This is a genomic window from Streptomyces sp. NRRL WC-3618 (assembly GCF_001280005.1).
Classification (GTDB): domain Bacteria; phylum Actinomycetota; class Actinomycetes; order Streptomycetales; family Streptomycetaceae; genus Streptomyces.
The window spans coordinates 48236-66668 of record NZ_LGDW01000073.1; the positions used below are offsets into that span (position 1 = coordinate 48236).

The window sequence follows — 18433 nt, forward strand, 5'->3', positions numbered from 1 at the left end:
ATTAGGGCCGACAAGCGACAGTTGAGAACATTTTGACCACTGAGCCTCACACGTTCGGCGGAGGCCCCTCGATCGGGCGCCCGAGGCTGCCGGTCATCCCTTCCGGAGCCGGCCGCCGCTGCCACGGACGCGGCCCCGCGGGCGGCCGGTAACCGACGCCGAGGGCGTCAAGTCGCCCGTAATGGGCGGTCATCCGGCGTTCGAAGTCGGCGAAGTCCCGTGCGGCGGGCGTCGGCAGGGCGCTCCACGCGACCTCGGCGAAGGCGGCCAGGCGCGGGAAGGCCTGGTAGTCCACGCGCGCGGTGTCCTCCATCACCTCGGTCCACAGATTGGCCTGGGCACCGAGAACGTGTCGCGCCTCCTCGGGGCCCAACTCCGGTGGAACCGGCTCGAAGCGGAAGACATCCTCAAGGGTGCGGACGTACCCGATGGGGAACGGTTCGTCGGGGCCGCCATGCTGACGGTGGTCCAGATACACCTGCTGCTCGGGGCACATGACGACGTCGTGTCCCGCGCGCGCGGCCGTGATGCCGCCCGCGTAACCGCGCCAGGAGGAGACGGCGGCGCCGGGTGCGAGCCCGCCCTCCAGGATCTCGTCCCAGCCGATGAGCCGGCGCCCGCGCGCGGAGAGCCACGTGTCGAAGTGTCCGATGAACCACGACTGCAGGCCGTCCTCGTCGGGGAGCCCGAGCTCCTGGATGCGGGCCCGCGCGGCGGGCGAGCGCCGCCACTGGTCCTTGGGACACTCGTCGCCGCCGACGTGAATGAACTCACCCGGGAACAGGCCGAGGAGTTCCTCGAAGACGCCCTCGTAGAAGCGCAGGGTGTTGTCAGTGGGGGCGAGTACGTTCGGGTTGATGCCCCAGGTGTCCCAGACGGAGAGGGAGGTCGTGTCGATGACGTCTGTGTTGCCGAGTTCCGGATACGCGGCGATGGCGGCCTGCGAGTGCCCGGGTACGTCGATCTCGGGGACGACGCTGATATGCCGCTCGGCGGCGTAGGCGACGATCTCGCGGATGTCGTCCTGGGTGTAGAAACCGCCGTGCGGCTTCTGCTCCCACAGCGGTGAGGCACGGTGGCCGAATTTCGTGCGGGCCCGCCAGGAGCCGACCTCGGTCAGCTTCGGGTAACGCTTGATCTCGACGCGCCAGCCCTGGTCGTCCGTCAGGTGGAAGTGGAAGACGTTGAGTTTGTGCGCCGCCATCAGGTCCAGGTAGCGCAGGACGCCCTCCTTGGACATGAAGTGCCGGGCCACGTCGAGCATGAGGCCACGCCAGCGGAAACGGGGACGGTCCTCGACGGTGACGTGGGGCACGGCCCAGGCACGTTCGCGGTCGAGCGGGGCCTTGCGGAACGCGTCGGCGCCGAGCAGCTGCCGAAGGGTCTGGGCGCCCCAGAAGACGCCGGCCGCGCTGCCGCCCTCGATGAGGACGCCGGACGGGTCGCTGACGAGGCGGTACTCCTCGGGGGCGAGCCCGGGGTCGAGCTGGAGCCCGATGCCGTCGCCGTCGGTGTCTTCGAGTTCCCGCCCCTCGCTCAGCGGCAGGCCGGTGGCCTGCCAGAGGGCGGTGCGCAGCCAGCGACCGACGCCCTGCGCCCCGGTGTCGGCGTAGATCCTGGAGTGCGCGGTCAGCCGTACCTCCCCGGAACCCGCGACGACGACGCGGGGCGCGGGAATGAGATCCGTCATTGCTGTCACGTCAGTCACGTCCGTCATGTCAGTCCTTGACCGCTCCACCGAGCCCCGACACGAGTCGGCGCTGTACGAGTACGAAGAACACCAGGACCGGAATCGTCATCACCGTGGAGGCGGCCATCACGCCTCCCCAGTCCGGGTCGTCGGGCTTGTAGAAGACCAGCAGGGCCATCGGCAGCGTCGACTGGGAGGTGTCACTGATGATGAACGACTTGGCGAACAGGAAGTCGTTCCAGGCCGAGATGAAGGAGAACACGCTGGTGGCCACCAGTCCCGGGAAGACCAGCGGGAAAAGGATCTGCCACAGGAATCGCGACCGGCTCGCCCCGTCGATGTACGCGGCCTCTTCCAGCGCCTCCGGAACCGCCTTCACAAAACCCCGCAGCATCCAGATCGCGAAGGGCAGCGAGAAGGCGATGTGCGGCAGGATCAGGGCGCCCAGTGTGTTCAGCTGCCCGAAGTCCCGCATGAGGAAGAACAGCGGGATCGTGAGCGCCTCCACGGGCACCATCTGGGCCACCAAGAACATGATCAGCAGGGTGGTCCGGAATCGGAACCGGAATCGGGTCACGGCGGTCGCCGCGAGAAACGCGATCAGCGCCGAGACGACGACCACGGAGCAGGCGACCACAAGGCTGTTGAGAAAGTACCGGCCGAATTCCTGCTGCCCGAAGACCCGCCGGAAGGAGTCCAGGGACGGGTCGAGCGTCCAGGGGCGCGGCTCGGTCGACTGGATCTCGCCGGCCGGTTTGAAGGCGCCGAGCACCATCCAGTAGAGGGGGAAGGCGACGACGGCCGCGATCAGCAGCGCCGACACCTCGGCCGCCAGCCGCCACGGGCGCCGGACGAGCCGGTGGACGACGTTGCCGGACATCACAGTTCCTCCCCCTGCCTACGCAGCAGCCGCAGGTACGCCAGGGTCACGGCGAGCAGGATCAGCAGCATCACGACTCCGATCGCCGAGCCGAGGCTGTACTGGGAGGAGGCGAAGGCCTGTTGGTAGGCGTACACGTTGAGGGTGAGGTTCTGGCCGGCGATGCCGCCGCCGTTCGTCATCACGTAGATCTGGGTGAAGACCTTGAAGTCCCAGATGACCGACTGGATGGTGACGACCACCAGGATCGGGCGGAGCATCGGCGCCAGCACCGAGCGCCAGATACGCAGTTGGGACGCGCCGTCGAGAGCCGCCGCCTCCAGCACTTCCGCCGGTACGGCACGGATGCCCGCGTACACCGTGACCATCACGAACGGGAAGGAGCACCACACCACTTCGAGCAGGACGAGGAGGAAGGCGCTGAGCCGGCCGTACGTCCATGAGTGGTCGCCGAGGCCCAGCACCCGGTTGACCGGGCCGAAGTCGGGGTCGAAGAGGAACAGCCAGACCGTGGAACCGGTGACCGCGGGTGTCGCCCACGCGCCGAGCGCCGCCAGCATCAACGCGAGGCGGGGCAGAGCGCGAACCCGGGTGAGCAGCACGGCGAGGGCGCAGCCGACGGTGAGGGTGGAGACCACACAGCCCGCCGCGAAGAGGACCGTCGCCAGCAGCACCTGCCAGAACTGCCGGTCGGAGAAGATCTCCCGGTAGTTGGCGAACCCTTCGAAGGTGGTCGGCTCTCCCCCACTTACCTGAGCCTGGGTGTAGTGAAAGACCGAGATCAACCCGAGCTGATAGACCGGGTAGACAAGCAGCCCCCCGAGGACCACAAGAGCAGGGGCAAGATAAAGCCAGGGGGCAACCAGACAGGGGCGCGAGGAACTGCGCGACAAGCCACGAACCCCCCGCACCCGCCGACGCTCCTCAACCACCGCCCTATTGGGCGTCACCCGGCGGAGCCGAACGCGTCGTCCATCTTCCGCGCCGCCCCCGCGGAAGCCGCCGCGACATCCTTCTTGCCGCTGACGATCTCCTGGAACATCGTCGGCAGGACCAGCGAGGAGTCGATCTGGGACCACGCGGGCGACGCCGGCACGAACTTGGTGCCCGCCGCGAGGGTCTTCACGAAGGGTGCGACGTACGGCTGCTTCCTGGCGACCACCGCGCGCGTGTCGGCGAACGTCGGCAGGAAGCCCATGGCGTCGAAGAGTTCGGTCTGGGTCCGCTTCGAGGCGAGCTGTTCCAGCAGGTCGACGGCGAGCGTGCGGTGCGAGGTGCTCTTCAGCACACCGAGGTTGTTCCCGCCCGCGAACGCCGGTGCCACCGACCCGGCTTCGACGCCCGGCAGCGGTACGACGGCGTAGTCGTCCTTGACCTTGCCGGCCTCGACGGCCGTGTGGTTGAAGTCGCCGCCGATCGCCATGCCGGCCTTGCCCGCGGCGAAGGCGGTGATGGTGTCGTTGCCGCCCATGCCCGCGCACTTGGCGGCGGGGCAGTTGTCGTCGCCGAAGAGGGAGGTGTACGCCTTGATGCCCTTCTGGGCGGCGGTGCTGTCGATGGCGGAGGCGTACGAACCGCCTCTGCCGGTGGCGAGTTCGCCGCCGTTGGCCCAGATGAACGGCATCGCGCCGTAGGTGAAGGCGCCGCCGACCGCGATGCCGTAGAGGTCGGGCCTGGCCGCCCGGATCGCGTGGGCGGTCGTGGTCAACTCGGCCATGGTCCTGGGGGGCTTGAGGCCGAGTTCCTTGAAGACGTCGGTGCGGTAGTACAGGGCGCGGACGCCGACGAAGAAGGGGGCGCCGTAGACCTTGTCGTCGACGGTGACGGACTGGCGGGCGGTCGGGTCGGTCTCCTTCGCCTCGTTCCAGGCCGCGAACTCCTCGCTGATGTCGAGGAGTCCGCCGTCGTGGACGTACCCGGCGGTGTCCGTGTTGCCGTACTCGATGACGTCGGGGGCGCTCTTCGGGTCGTTGAGGGCGGCCTTGACGCGCTGGGCGCGGGTTTCGACGGGGATGTACTCGACTTTGACGTCAGCGCCCTTGTGGGCCTTCTCGAAGGCGTTCACGACCGACGTGACGACCTTCTCCTTCGGGGCGTTGCCGACCTCCTGGAACAGCCACACGCGCAGGGTGCCGGTCTGTTCGTCCTTGCCGGAGGAGGAGTTGTCCGACGTCTCGGGGGCACACGCGGTGGCGGTGAGCCCGGCGAGCGTCAGGGCGGCCACGGAGGCGACCAGTCGGGCAGATCGGACAGAGTGCTTCATCTGGCGTTTCCTCCGGTGAAAGCGTTGCAAGATGCGCAATGAATGTTTCGCTCTGCACAACACCTTGGAGGCTATGGACTACCCGGAGGGGGCCACAAGAGGTCTCGACCACCTCTCCACCACTCTGTGACAGGCCGACGCATCCCGTGGCAGCGACAGACAGCGCAAAGGTCCCCAGGGCGCGCCAAAACGCACCCGGGGGACCTTTCCTGCCGAACAGCCGGTCGGCGCGACCCGCTTCGCGACTACTTCTTGCCGTCGCCCTTGCCCTCGTCGCCGCCCGAGCCCATGGACTCGTAGATCTCCTTGCACATGGGACACACCGGGTACTTCTTCGGGTCGCGGCCCGGTACCCAGACCTTGCCGCACAGCGCCACGACGGGAGTCCCGTCGAGGGCGCTCGCCATGATCTTGTCCTTCTGGACGTAGTGGGCGAAGCGCTCGTGGTCGCCGTCGCCGTGCGAGGTCTGCGGCGCCGGTTCGACGAGGGTCCCCGTACCAGTCCCGCGCTGGGGCTGGGTCTCAGGCTCAAGAGTGCTCATAAGGGCAAGGGTACTGGCGGTCCCACCGCTCAGTTCAGCGAAGGGTCGTCCGGGTACGTCGCGACCATCGCCAGTTCGCTGCGCTGGCGTCTGAGCACCTCGCGCCACAGTCGTTCCGGGGACGGCGAGGAGACGTCTCCGGGCTCCGACTCGACGACGTACCAGGCCCCCTCCGTCAGCTCGTCCTCCAACTGCCCCGGGCCCCATCCCGCGTACCCGGCGAAGATGCGCAGCGAGCCGAGCGCCTTGGCCAGCAGCTCCGGCGGCGCCTCCAGGTCGACGACGCCGATCGCGCCGTGCACGCGCCGCCAGCCGAGGGGGACGCGCTCACCGGACCCGCCGCCGGGGATGACGGCGACGCCGAGCGCCGAGTCGAGGGCGACCGGGCCGCCCTGGAAGACGACCCCTGGTTCACCCGCGAGTTCCGCCCAGCCCTCCAGGATGTCCCCGACCTCCACCGGGGTGGGCCGGTTGAGGACGACGCCGAGGGAGCCCTTCTCGTCGTGGTCGAGAAGAAGCACCACCGCGCGGTCGAAGTTGGGGTCCGCCAGGGCGGGCGTGGCCACGAGCAGCCGTCCTGTGAGCGAGGACACCTCGGTCATGCCAGACATGATCTCGCATCTTCCCCCTGCGCGGGGAGCCAATCCGGGTACCGGGACGAAGGCAGGTCAGGGGGTACGCAAGCGCGGCGGGCGCTCGGCGGCGCCGGTGACCGCATGTGCCCGGCGGCGAACGGTTCGTGTTGTGGCAAAGCTATGACACGGCTTGGCTGTCCTTGGGCTTACAGAAGGGGGGTGTGCGGCGATTACCCTTGCTCTTCGGCTCCGGCGCGTGCCTGTACGACCGCGTCCTGCACGACGAGCCCGGCAACATCCCCGCCCAACTCACCGGAACGCGAGATACATGACGGTCAACGGCACAGACGACGTACTGATTGTCCACGGCGGCACCCCGCTGGAGGGCGAGATCCGTGTCCGCGGTGCGAAGAACCTCGTACCGAAGGCCATGGTCGCCGCCCTGCTGGGCAGTGCGCCAAGTCGACTGCGCAATGTCCCCGACATCCGTGACGTCCGAGTCGTGCGCGGGCTGCTCCAGCTGCACGGGGTGACGGTCCGTCCGGGCGAGGAGCCCGGCGAGCTGATCATGGACCCGTCGCACGTGGAGAGCGCCAACGTCGCCGACATCGACGCGCACGCGGGGTCGAGCCGTATCCCGATCCTGCTGTGCGGTCCGCTGCTGCACCGCCTCGGGCACGCGTTCATCCCGGGTCTCGGCGGCTGCGACATCGGCGGTCGGCCCATCGACTTCCACTTCGAGGTGCTGCGCCAGTTCGGCGCGACGATCGAGAAGCGGGCCGACGGCCAGTACCTGGAGGCTCCGCAGCGGCTGCGCGGTACGAAGATCCAGCTGCCGTACCCGTCCGTGGGCGCGACCGAGCAGGTGCTGCTGACGGCGGTGCTGGCGGAGGGCGTCACCGAGCTGTCCAACGCGGCCGTCGAGCCCGAGATCGAGGACCTCATCTGCGTACTGCAGAAGATGGGCGCGATCATCGCCATGGACACCGACCGCACCATCCGCGTCACCGGTGTCGACTCGCTCGGCGGCTACACCCACGCGGCCCTCCCGGACCGTCTGGAGGCCGCGTCGTGGGCGTCGGCGGCGCTGGCGACCGAGGGCAACATCTATGTCCGCGGCGCCCAGCAGCGGTCGATGATGACGTTCCTGAACACCTACCGGAAGGTGGGCGGCGCCTTCGAGATCGACGACGAGGGCATCCGCTTCTGGCACCCCGGCGGCCAGCTGAAGTCGATCGCGCTGGAGACGGACGTACACCCCGGTTTCCAGACGGACTGGCAGCAGCCGCTGGTCGTCGCGTTGACGCAGGCCACCGGCCTGTCCATCGTCCACGAGACGGTGTACGAGTCGCGCCTCGGCTTCACCTCCGCGCTCAACCAGATGGGTGCGCACATCCAGCTCTACCGCGAGTGCCTCGGCGGCTCGCACTGCCGCTTCGGCCAGCGCAACTTCCTCCACTCGGCGGTCGTGTCGGGCCCCACGCGCCTCCAGGGCGCCGACCTGGTCATCCCGGACCTCCGGGGCGGCTTCTCGTACCTCATCGCGGCCCTGGCCGCCCAGGGGACGTCGAGGGTCCACGGCATCGACCTGATCAACCGGGGCTACGAGAACTTCATGGAGAAGCTCGTGGAACTGGGCGCAAAGGTGGAACTGCCGGGCAAGGCGCTCGGCTAGTCGCGACAGTCGCACGAACACTGATGGGGCGGTCACCCGAATCCGGGTGACCGCCCCATCGGCGTCAAATGCAGCGCCCCTTCAGGGGCGCGGGGAACTGCGCGACCAGCCACGGACGGCCCGCGCACCGAGAACGGCCCGCAGTTACCCGGCGCTCGAAGCGGAGCGCTTACTTACCCTTGGCCGCTTCCTTGAGCTTGGAGCCCGCGGAGACCTTGACGCTGAAGCCGGCGGGGATGTCGATCGGGTCGCCGGTCTGCGGGTTGCGCGCCGTGCGAGCGGCACGGTGGGTGCGCTCGAAGGTCAGGAAGCCGGGGATGGTGACCTTCTCGTCGCCCTTGGCGACGATCTCACCGACGGTCTCGGCGAACGCGGCCAGAACGGCGTCGGCGTCCTTGCGGGTGACCTCGGCGCGGTCGGCCAGGGCGGCCACCAGCTCACTGCGGTTCATGTTGTTACTCCCGTGTTCTTCTTGCTGTTGTGGCGTGCCCCGCGGCGGAGCCGCATGGGGGGCACAGCGAAGCCGATGCTGCCAGGGTCCTCGGTGGGTCCCCGGACCCGGGTCCGCCGTCGGACCCTCACGCCCGAAGACGCATCCTGCCCCCACCTGCGGCGGGAAAGCCAATCCGGCACCCCTGGGGAGTCAGACGAACACCCCTGGGAGTCACCCGGACAGCGTCACCGGCCGGGGCCGACAGGCTGAACCTGGCCGCCACCCTAGAGGCGCCCGGGGGCGGGGCGCCCCCGACGCGCCGGTACGGGGACCCGTGGCGACCGTCACATACGGCCCCCGCGGGAGCGGAGCTACTCCGCGGCGGCCTTCGCCGCTTCCCGCACCGCGCCCGCCACCGCGCCCGCGACCTTGTCGTTGAAGACGCTCGGCACGATGTAGTTCGGGTTGAGCTCGTCCTCGGAGACGACGTTCGCGAGTGCGGTGGCCGCCGCGAGCATCATCTCGGTGTTGACCGTGCGGGACTGCGCGTCCAGGAGACCGCGGAAGACACCCGGGAAGACCAGCACGTTGTTGATCTGGTTCGGGAAGTCCGAGCGGCCGGTGGCCACGACCGCCGCCGTCTGGCGCGCGATCGTCGGCTCGATCTCGGGGTCCGGGTTCGCGAGCGCGAACACGATGGCGTCGTCCGCCATCGCGGCCACGTCGTCGCCGTCGAGGACGTTCGGGGCGGAGACGCCGATGAAGACGTCGGCGCCGCGCACGGCCTCCTTGAGGGTGCCGGTGAGGTTCTCCGGGTTGGTGTTGTCGGCGATCCAGCGCAGCGGGGAGTCCGGCGCGGCGTCGACCAGGTCCTCGCGGCCCGCGTGGACGACACCGTGGATGTCGGCGACGACCGCGTTCTTGACGCCGGCCGCGATGAGCAGCTTGAGGATCGCCGTACCGGCCGCGCCGGCGCCGGACATGACGACGCGGATGTCACCGATCGACTTGTTCGTGACGCGCAGGGCGTTGGTGAGGGCGGCGAGGACGACGATCGCGGTGCCGTGCTGGTCGTCGTGGAAGACGGGGATGTCGAGGGCCTCGCGCAGACGGGCCTCGATCTCGAAGCAGCGCGGGGCCGAGATGTCCTCGAGGTTGATGCCGGCGAAGCCCGGGGCGATCGCCTTGACGATCGCGACGATCTCGTCCGTGTCCTGGGTGTCCAGGCACAGCGGCCAGGCGTCGATGTCGGCGAAGCGCTTGAAGAGGGCCGCCTTGCCCTCCATGACCGGCATGGCGGCCATCGGGCCGATGTTGCCGAGGCCCAGGACGGCCGAGCCGTCCGTCACGACCGCGACGGTGTTGCGCTTGATGGTGAGGCGGCGGGCGTCCTCGGGGTTCTCGGCGATCGCCATGCACACGCGGGCCACGCCCGGGGTGTAGATCATCGAGAGGTCGTCACGGTTGCGGATGGGGTGCTTCGACGCCATCTCGATCTTGCCACCGAGGTGCATGAGGAACGTACGGTCCGAGACCTTGCCGAGGCTGACGCCCTCGATGGTGCGGAGCTTCTGCACGATCTCGTCGGCGTGCGCGGTCGAGGTCGCCGCGATCGTGACGTCGATCCGGAGCAGTTCGTGTCCGGAGGCGGTGACGTCGAGGCCGGTCACCGAGCCTCCGGAGGACTCCACGGCGGTGGTGATCTGGGAGACCGCGGTTCCGCTCGCGGGCACCTCCAACCGGACCGTGATCGAGTAGGAGACGCTGGGCGCCGTTGCCATGGCCGACTTCCTCTGCTTTCACCCTGATGCTTGGTTTGCGGTCCGATCGTCGCACCTACCGTTGAGTACCTGGTAGCGGGGCCTCGATTGCGAACCTTTTGTTCTCAATATGTTCGTGACGACAAAGAGGTCCACGTCACCGTGGTGACGTGGACCTCTTGACGTTCAGTGGCACCGACCCGCCATGCTCGCCTCGCGGCAAGTGGTCGCTCGTAGCGACGAAGGTTGGGCCCGGGGGCTTGGATCGAGCCGGTGCCACGTCAACGGTAACAAACGATCCCCGTAAGGCAATTCCCATCGGCCACTGTCTTGCCCTCAGTCTCGGAGAAGATCCGGCACTCCTTGCGCGTCGGGCTCGTCGCGGTCCGCCGAGACGACCGTGAGCTGCTGCGTCGCCCGGGTCAGCGCGACGTACAGGACGCGCAGGCCGGCGGGGCTCTCGTCGGCGATCTCGGCCGGGGAGACGACCACGGTGGCGTCGTACTCCAGGCCCTTGGCCTCCAGGCTGCCCAGGGCCACCACGCGGTCACCCAGGCCCGCCAGCCAGCGGGCCGCCTCCTCGCGGCGGTTCATCGCCACGACGACGCCGACCGTGCCGTCGACGAGGTCGAGGAGGCGGGCGGCCTCGTCGCGGACCGACTGGGCAAGGGAGCCCCTGACGGGAACGAAACGGGGCTCCACGCCCGTCGAGCGGACCGCCCTCGGGGACTCCGAGCCCGGCATGGCCAGGGCCAGCACCTTGGCCGCCAGTTCGGCGATCTCGGCCGGGTTGCGGTAGTTGACGGTGAGCGTGAAGCGGCGGCGCGGGCGGGAACCCAGGGCCTCGTCGCGGGCCTGGGCCGCCTCGTCGGGGTCGGACCAGGAGGACTGGGCCGGGTCGCCGACGACCGTCCAGGTGGCGTGCCGGCCGCGGCGGCCGACCATGCGCCACTGCATCGGGGTGAGGTCCTGCGCCTCGTCGACGATGACGTGGGCGTACTCGGTGCGCTCCTGGGCGAGCCGCTCGGCGCGTTCGCGCTGCGACTCCTCCCGTGTCGGCATCAGCTCCTCGAGGCCGCTGAGCTGGTCCATGGGGTCCAGGTCCCGCCTCTTGCGGGGGCGGGCCGGGGTGCCGAGGATCGCGTGGAGCTCGTCCAGCATGGCCACGTCGTGGACCGACAGGCCGTCGCGCTTGAGGGCGCGGGCGACCCGGCGGACCTCGCCGGGGTTGAGGATGCGGCGGGCCCAGCGGCCGAGGCGGCGTTCGTCGGACATGGCGGCGAGGACCGACGCGGGGGTCAGTTCCGGCCACCAGGCGTCCAGGAACGCGATGAACTCGTCCTCGGCCGTGACGTCCTCGTCGAAGGAGGAGCGCAGTTCCGCGGCGAGCTCCGGGTCCGTGTGACGGCCCTGGGCGCCCGAGCGGGCCCACAGGGCGTCCAGGAGGAGCCTGCGGGCGCGGGGGCGCAGCAGGTTGACGGGGGCCGTGCCGCTGAGCGCCGACTCGCGGATGCGGGCCAGCTCGGGGGCCTCCAGCTCGATACGGCGGCCGAAGGCGACGACCCTCAGACGGGTCGTGTCCGTCGGCGACTCGTGCTGCTCCAGGGCGCCCCGCGCGGCCTTGCGCAGCACGGTGAGCATGCGGTGCGAGCCCTTGGCGCGGGAGACGGCCGGGGCGTCGTACAGGGTGGCCTCCGCGCCGTCGACGAGTGAGCCGATGGCGCGGATGGCGACCTGGCCCTCCTCGCCGAGGGACGGCAGGACGCCCTCCGTGTACGCCACCAGGAGCGGCGTCGGGGAGACGATCAGGATGCCGCCCGCGTACCGGCGCCGGTCCTGGTAGAGGAGGTAGGCGGCGCGGTGCAGGGCGACGGCCGTCTTGCCGGTGCCGGGGCCGCCCTCGACGTAGGTGACGGAGGCGGCGGGCGCGCGGATCACCAGGTCCTGTTCGGCCTGGATGGACGACACGATGTCCCGCATGGTGTGGCTGCGGGCCTGGCCGAGGGCCGCCATCAGGGCGCCGTCACCGATCACGGCGAGCTCGCGGCCGTCGAGGGACGCCTTCAGTTCGGGGCGCATCAGGTCGTCCTCGACGCCGAGGACACGCCGGCCCTTGGAGCGGATGACGCGGCGCCGGACCACCCGGCCGGGGTCGACCGGGGTCGAGCGGTAGAAGGGCGCGGCGGCCGGGGCGCGCCAGTCGATGACGAGGGGCGAGTAGTCCTCGTCGAGGACGCCGATCCGGCCGATGTGGAGGGTCTCCGCGATGTCCGCGGTGCTGTCGGGGCGTACGGCCCCTTCCGCGGCCTCCACGGCCGTGTAGGCGCCGTCGGGGCCCTTCCTGCCGTCCTTGCCCCGCAGCAGGTCGATACGGCCGAAGAGGAAGTCCTCGAACTCGTTGTTCAGCCTGTTGAGGTGGATGCCGGCGCGGAACACCTGGGCGTCCCGTTCGGCGAGTGCGCCGGGGGTGCCGACCTGGCCGCGCTTGGCGGCGTCCTGCATGAGGAACTCGGCCTCGTCGATCTTCTCCTCGAGACGCCGGTACACCCGGTCCAGGTGTTCCTGTTCGACGCTGATCTCGCGGTCGCGGACGGAGTCCTGAACTGAGGAGTCCTCGACCGGAACGAGCGCCGTTTCCTGCTGAGCCTGAGCGGCCACCGGGCCCCCTTCTGACGTGCTGGGCAGCCGTCAACCGTACGCGAAAAGGAGGCCCTGATGCTACGAGTCCGCCCCAGGACACCGTACGAGTCTACGTACGAGGCGTCCCGGGGCGGCCACGGAGCGGTGATCAGGTGGTGGTGGAGCAGTGCTGGAGCAGTTGTGGAACGGGCGCGGAAGATCAGGCGTCGACCTCGACGAGCCGCTTGCCGGTGGAGTCGACGACCTCGTAGTGGTCGATCTCGTCGGCGCTGAAGGCCGTACCGCCGTGGATGTAGAGCGGGTTGCGGGCCATTTCGCTGGTGGCGTCCTTGATGCCGTAGCCCGGCGTCGGAACGGACCAGTTGGACATGGTCTCGCGCTTGCCGTCCTTGCCGACGACGACCAGGGAGCACTTCAGCGGGCCCTTGACGCCGCCCAGCTCCAGGACCGCGCTGACACCCCACGCCTTCGGCGCCATCGCCACGGTCGCGGTGACCTTGGTGGTGGGGTCGGTGGCGGAGACCCGGTCGGTCATGCCGGCGAAGTCGGCCTTGGCGTTGCCCGTGGTCTTCACCGTCACCGTCGGCGCGGGCTTTGCCACGCTTTCGGTGCCACCGCTCGTCGTCGCGAGCACCGCGACCGGGCCGCCGATGATGAGGGCTGCCGCGGCGGCCACCAGGTAGAAGCCGCGCCGGCGCTTGTTCGCCCGCCGTTCCGCGACCTCGTCGACCAGCCGCGTCGCGAGCTGTGGGCTGGGGCGGGCGGCCAGTGACTCGCCGATGGCGGGAGTTCCCTGGGCACCGGGCAGGTCCGCGAGGGCGGCCAGCATCGGTTCCATCCCGGCCAGCTCGTCGAGCTGCTGGGCGCACCATTCGCAGCCGGCGAGATGCGCCTCGAAGGCCGTGGCCTCCGCGTCGTCGAGGATGCCGAGGGCGTAGGCGCCTACGGTTTCGTGTTCGTTCGGGCCCTGGGCACCCTGCATTCCTCGCATGGAACCAGGACTACCCGCTCCGAAACCCCCGTAAATGCTCATGCCGTCACCCCCCGCTCCTCAAGTGCGAGCTTCATCGAACGCAGGGCATAGAAGACCCGTGAGCGCACCGTTCCGCTGGGTATGCCCAGCGTTTCGGCGGCTTCGTTCACGGTACGCCCCTTGAAATAGGTCTCGACCAGGACCTCCCGGTGGGCAGGGGTCAGGTCGTCGAGCGCGTCCGACAACGTCATCAGCCACAACGCCTTGTCGATCTCGTCCTCCGCGGGGATGACCTCCAGCGGCGACGGGTCCACCTCCTGCGGCCGGGCCTGCCGGCTGCGGTGCCCGTCGATGACGATGCGCCGGGCGACCGTCACCAGCCAGGGTCGTACCGAACCGGTTGCCCGATTGAGCTGACCGGCGTTCTTCCAGGCACGGATAAGCGTCTCCTGCACGACGTCCTCGGCTCGCTGCCGGTCACCGGCGACCAGCCTCAGGACGTACGCCAGAAGGGGTCCTGCGTGCTCTCGGTACAGCGCACGCATCAGGTCCTCGTCGGGTTCCGAGGGCTGGGACATGCGATGTCGGGCCCTCGGTGCTTGCTCATTGGCCACGACGGAATCCTTGCGCACGCCCACCTCCGCTGTCCCGGGTTCCCCCAGTCGGTCGCTCCCCCCGAGGTACGGAAACGGGCTGCGGGATGTTCAACGCGCGGCGCCAACTTTCTTTATCCGGGCCCGACGTGAGGGACAAGGACGCACATTCCTGCCGCAAGTGCTTTACGTTTTCGCCACATTGGCAAGATCGGGGCGATGCCCGTCACACGTCGGCGGGAAACACACGTGTAACCAACGTCACTGCAACCCGCGGAACTTGGCACGCCCGATTCCGCCGTACAGGACCGCTATGCACGATCTGCGCACGGTCTACGCGCGTGCCAGCGCGGCCCGCCGCCGATGCCTCGCGACCCGTTCCCGGTTGCCGCAGATCTCACTCGAACACCATCTGCGGCGCCTGCCCCGGGACGTGTCGAGATAGACGATCGGGCAGTTGTCCCCCTCGCACTGACGCAGACACGCGCGCGCCTCGGGGTCGGTGAGCAGCTCCACGGCGTCCCGGGCGACCGCGCCGAGCAGCGCCGCGCAGTCGGGCGGTCCGTGCAACTCCCGTACGAGCGTGCCGTCCGGGGCGCGGACGGCGCGGGTGGCCGGGGGCGCCGGGCGGGCGAGGTCGTTGAGGCGGGCCAGGGCCTGCTCCAGGGAACGGGGGTCGGCGACCGGGGGGTTGTGCACCAGCTGGCCGGTCAACCTGCCGATCAGGGACCGCAGTTCACCGAACCGCGTCACCCAGGAGCCGTCGGCATGACGCAGCGGCGTGCCCACCGGAACGAGTCCGGACGCGGCGATCCAGGCGCGCAGTTGGCGGGCGGCGCCGAGCCGTTCGTCGGGGTGGGCGGTCGCCAGCAGGTCCAGGCAGATCCGCCCGGCGTCGAAACGCAGCTCGTACGGGCCTGCGGCCACGGTCGTCTCCGATGCCATGTGCCTGTCACCGCCTAGGAGTCGCCACCGTACGGCGCGCAGCAGACGCCGGTGAGTCGCCGGTGGGATGCCAGTGAGGGGGGTCCGGGGAACCGTTCCCTCTACAGTGCCCGCCCACCTGCGCGGCCGGAACCCCTCGCGCAGAGGTGGGGGCGTACGCGTACGGGTATCGGTGCGGGTGCGGGTGCATGTACAGGTCGGCGCCGAATGCCCTGCGGGATGCGGTTCGTTCACGGCGGGCCGGTGGGCCCGGCTCGCGCCCAGGCGGCGGCAGCCGCACACGGAAACCGTCCAAAGAGCGGCATCCGGACGGCCCGCGCCCTCGGTCACGACGGCGAATGGAGAGGACCACGCCTCGGCGTAGTTCGCGCCGGGCAGCGGGCCCAAGGCCAACCGGCTGTCGACAGCCACACCCTCTCGGGCACGCTCGGACACGCTCGGGCACGCCAAGAGCGGTGCCCAGCAGGCCGTTGCCGTCGGGCAACAGCCCGCCCGGGCTCGTCCACCCGTTCCTGACCGGATGGGACTACGCGTCGGAGTACTTCGCGTCCGCCGCCGGGTCCAGGGCCAGTCGGTAGCCGCGTTTGACGACCGTCTGGATCAGTTTGGGTACGCCCAGCGCTGTGCGCAGGCGGGCCATCGCCGTTTCCACGGCATGCTCGTCGCGGCCGGCCCCGGGCAGTGCGCGCAGGAGTTCGGCGCGGGCGACGACCCAGCCCGGCTGCCGGGACAGCGCCCGCAGCAGGGACATTCCGGCGGGCGGTACGGGTCGCAGGGCGCCGTCGACGAGGACGGCGTGCCCCCGGATCTCGACCCGGTGGCCGGCGATGGGCAACGCCCGTGCGCGGCCCGGGAGTTCCTGGCAGAGGAGCTGTACGAGGGGGCCGAGCCGGAAGCGTTCCGGGGACACCGTGTCGACGCCGCGGGCCTGCAACGGCAGCGCGGTGACCGGGCCGACGCAGGCCGGCAGGACGTCGTGTTGGAGGGCGGCGAGAAGCTCGGCGAGCTGGCCCCGTTCCTCGGCGCGGGAGAGCAGGGACGCGGCGGCGGGGGCGCTGGTGAAGGTGAGCGCGTCCAGGCCGCGCGAGACTGTGGCGTCGAGGAGCCGGTCGACGGGGCTGATGTCCTCCGGTGGCATCCACCGGTAGACGGGCACCCCGACGACTTCGGCGCCCGCCGCACGCAGCGACTCGACGAAGCCGGGCAGCGGCTCCCCGTGCAGCTGGATGGCGATACGGCGCCCCTCGACGCCCTCCTCCAGGAGCCGGTCGAGCACCTCGGCCATGGACTCGGAGGACGGTGACCAGTCCTCCGTGAGCCCGGCGGCCCGGACGGATCCCTTGACCTTGGGACCGCGGGCCAGCAGTTCCACACCTTCGAGGCAGGAGAGCAGGTCGGCGCCGAGCCCCCAGCCGTCGGCGGCCTCGACCCAGCCCCGGAAGCCGATGGCGGTCGTGGCGATGACGATGTCCGGTGCCTGGGAGATCAGCTGCTTGGTGGCAGCGAGCAGCTCGCTGTCGTCGGCGAGCTGCACGATGCGCAGAGCGGGGGCGTGTATGACGGCGGCGCCCCGTCGCTGGAGAAGTGTCCCGAGCTCGTCGGCCCGACGCGCGGCCGTGACACCCACGGTGAACCCGGCGAGGGGTCCGTGGTCCGGTGGGCTGTGCTCCGGTCGTTCCGGTCGCTGCTGTTCGTCGTACATGGCTCTCGTCCCGCAGTCGGGTCACATCTGCACAAGGGTGCCGAACGAGCCTGTCAACGATGCGTGACAGGCTCGGTTCGGCTTCATGTCGCTGGTGTTACGTAAGCCCCTTTGGGTGAAGGTCACACCTCGGCGTAGCTGAGCTGCGGCTTCGCCTCGGAGGCCGTGGCCTCGGGGGCCTGTGTGGTTGCCGGGCGGCGAAGGTATACGGCCCAGGTGACCAGGAAGCAGGCGGCGTAGAAGGCGAGGAAGGCGACGAACGCGCCGGTTCCGGAGCCGTAGGAGAGGAAGGACTGCCGGAAGGCGAGGTTGATGCCGACGCCGCCGAGCGCGCCGACCGCGCCGATCAGGCCCATGGAGGCACCGGAGAGACGACGCCCGTAGGCAGCGGCGGCTTCTCCCTCCAGGCCCTTGGCCAGTGCCTTCGCCTGGAAGATGCCGGGGATCATCTTGAACGTCGAGCCGTTGCCGAGGCCGGTGAGGACGAACAGCACCACGAACGCGACGGTGAACAGGACCAGCGACTTCGTCATGCTGGCGGCGATGAGGACCGCGGTCGCCGCACCCATGCCGACGTAGTTGTACAGCGTGATCTTCGCGCCGCCGTACTTGTCGGCCAGCCAGCCGCCCACGGGCCGGATCAGGGAGCCGAGCAGCGGGCCGATGAAGGTGACGTACGCCGCCTCCAGCGGGGTCCGGCCGAACTGGTTGGTCAGCACCTGCCCGAAGGCGAAGCTGTAGCCGATGAACGAACCGAAGGTGCCGATGTAGAGGAAGGACATGATCCAGGTGTGCGCGTCCTTCACGGCGTCCTTCGCGGCGCCGGTGTCGTTCTTCACGGACGCGATGTTGTCCATGAAGAGCGCGGCGAGGACGGCCGCGATGACGATCAGCGGGATGTAGATCCCCAGCAGCACCCGGGGGCCGCCGCTCGCACCGATGATCGCGAGCGCCGCCAGCTGGATCACTGGCACGCCGATGTTGCCGCCGCCCGCGTTCAGGCCGAGCGCCCAGCCCTTCTTACGGAGAGGGAAGAAGGCGTTGATGTTGGTCATCGAGGAGGCGAAGTTGCCTCCTCCGATACCCGCCAGCAGGCCGATCAGCAGGAGGGTGTTGAAGGAGGTCCCCGGCTCCATCACCGTGAACGCGGCGACAGTGGGGACGAGCAGGAGGGCGGCGGAGACGATGGTCCAGTTCCGGCCGCCGAAGACCGCGATGGCGAAGGTGTAGGGGACGCGGACCACGGCTCCGACCAGCGTCACCATCGAGGTCAGCAGGAACTTGTCCGCCGGCGTGAGCCCGTACTCCGGGCCCATGAAGAGCACCAGCACGGACCACATGGTCCAGATCGAGAACCCGATGTGCTCGGAGAGGACGGAGAAGAGAAGGTTGCGCTTGGCGACCTTCTCTCCGGTCTCGTTCCAGAAGGTCTCGTCCTCCGGATCCCACTGCTGGATCCAGCGGCCGCCCCTGCTTGGGGGTGCGGGGGCTGTGCTAGGGGCTGTCATGACGCCTCCACGGTGTCCCGTACTCGGGTGGTTCTTCGGGGTGCTGAGCGGTGATGGTCCCGAAGGTAGACAGAGCGCGTTTCCACGCTGTGGCTGTGGGTGACCGGAAGGGAACTTTGCTCTCACCCCGCCCGGAGGTGGGATGAGAGGTTACGCAGAGGGAGGTAACGACCAGGGCACGGTGGGGTCGGTGAAGGCGCCCCGGCCCCGGAGTCCGAGCCCCCGGTTTCCGGGGCCGACGTAGCACTACACCC

General features: G+C 69.7%; 15 protein-coding genes. 1 reads left to right on the plus strand and 14 read right to left on the minus strand.

Annotation, left to right across the window (positions count from 1 at the left end; genetic code table 11):
* Positions 1–46: 46 nt before the first annotated feature.
* From ADL01_RS10250 to ADL01_RS10275, 6 genes are all read right to left on the minus strand, one after another.
* Positions 47–1690 (minus strand): beta-N-acetylhexosaminidase, encoded by a 1644-nt coding sequence (locus ADL01_RS10250; RefSeq protein WP_053741650.1) that lies wholly within the window; start codon positions 1688–1690, stop codon positions 47–49.
* Positions 1691–1718: 28 nt separating this feature from the next.
* Positions 1719–2570 carry a carbohydrate ABC transporter permease gene (locus tag ADL01_RS10255; RefSeq protein ID WP_053741612.1) on the minus strand — a complete coding sequence of 284 codons (852 nt, stop codon included), beginning with the start codon at positions 2568–2570 and terminating at the stop codon, positions 1719–1721.
* Positions 2570–3481: a carbohydrate ABC transporter permease gene (locus ADL01_RS10260; protein WP_199834791.1), complete on the minus strand. Its 912-nt coding sequence runs from the start codon at positions 3479–3481 to the stop codon at positions 2570–2572. Before ADL01_RS10260 ends, ADL01_RS10255 begins: the two co-directional genes overlap by 1 nt.
* Before the next feature lie 35 nt (positions 3482–3516).
* Positions 3517–4833, minus strand: a complete 1317-nt coding sequence (locus ADL01_RS10265; RefSeq protein WP_053741614.1) for an extracellular solute-binding protein — start codon at positions 4831–4833, stop codon at positions 3517–3519.
* Between the two features lie 245 nt (positions 4834–5078).
* Positions 5079–5375, minus strand: coding sequence for a DUF3039 domain-containing protein (locus ADL01_RS10270; RefSeq protein WP_053741615.1), 297 nt, complete (start codon positions 5373–5375; stop codon positions 5079–5081).
* Between the two features lie 29 nt (positions 5376–5404).
* Complete coding sequence (locus tag ADL01_RS10275) at positions 5405–5977, minus strand: YqgE/AlgH family protein (RefSeq protein WP_053741616.1); 573 nt, start codon at positions 5975–5977, stop codon at positions 5405–5407.
* Between the two features lie 301 nt (positions 5978–6278).
* Between ADL01_RS10275 and murA the strand changes: the two genes are divergently transcribed.
* Positions 6279–7625, plus strand: coding sequence for a UDP-N-acetylglucosamine 1-carboxyvinyltransferase (murA, locus tag ADL01_RS10280; protein WP_053741617.1), 1347 nt, complete (start codon positions 6279–6281; stop codon positions 7623–7625).
* A 169-nt stretch (positions 7626–7794) separates the two neighbouring features.
* On the opposite strand, the gene ADL01_RS10285 is transcribed toward murA, so the two are convergent.
* The 8 genes from ADL01_RS10285 to ADL01_RS10320 all read right to left on the minus strand — a co-directional run bounded on the left by ADL01_RS10285 (position 7795) and on the right by ADL01_RS10320 (position 18179).
* The gene (locus tag ADL01_RS10285) at positions 7795–8076 is read right to left on the minus strand and encodes an HU family DNA-binding protein (RefSeq protein ID WP_053741618.1); all 282 of its coding nucleotides are present in this window, start codon (positions 8074–8076) and stop codon (positions 7795–7797) included.
* A gap of 353 nt (positions 8077–8429) precedes the next feature.
* A complete protein-coding gene (locus ADL01_RS10290; protein ID WP_053741619.1) occupies positions 8430–9839 on the minus strand; it encodes an NAD-dependent malic enzyme in 1410 nt (469 codons plus the stop codon).
* A gap of 315 nt (positions 9840–10154) precedes the next feature.
* On the minus strand, positions 10155–12476 hold the full coding sequence (locus tag ADL01_RS10295; protein ID WP_053741620.1) for a HelD family protein: 2322 nt from the start codon (positions 12474–12476) through the stop codon (positions 10155–10157).
* Between the two features lie 181 nt (positions 12477–12657).
* Entirely contained in the window at positions 12658–13440 is a 783-nt protein-coding gene (locus ADL01_RS10300) for a zf-HC2 domain-containing protein (protein ID WP_053741621.1), read from the minus strand.
* Positions 13441–13487: 47 nt separating this feature from the next.
* Positions 13488–14009, minus strand: coding sequence for a sigma-70 family RNA polymerase sigma factor (locus tag ADL01_RS10305; protein ID WP_044471680.1), 522 nt, complete (start codon positions 14007–14009; stop codon positions 13488–13490).
* Positions 14010–14357: 348 nt separating this feature from the next.
* Positions 14358–14969 carry a CGNR zinc finger domain-containing protein gene (locus ADL01_RS10310; protein ID WP_053741622.1) on the minus strand — a complete coding sequence of 204 codons (612 nt, stop codon included), beginning with the start codon at positions 14967–14969 and terminating at the stop codon, positions 14358–14360.
* A 526-nt stretch (positions 14970–15495) separates the two neighbouring features.
* Positions 15496–16671 carry a uroporphyrinogen-III synthase gene (locus ADL01_RS10315; protein WP_053741623.1) on the minus strand — a complete coding sequence of 392 codons (1176 nt, stop codon included), beginning with the start codon at positions 16669–16671 and terminating at the stop codon, positions 15496–15498.
* A 122-nt stretch (positions 16672–16793) separates the two neighbouring features.
* A complete protein-coding gene (locus ADL01_RS10320; RefSeq protein ID WP_053741624.1) occupies positions 16794–18179 on the minus strand; it encodes a nitrate/nitrite transporter in 1386 nt (461 codons plus the stop codon).
* Positions 18180–18433: the final 254 nt, after the last annotated feature.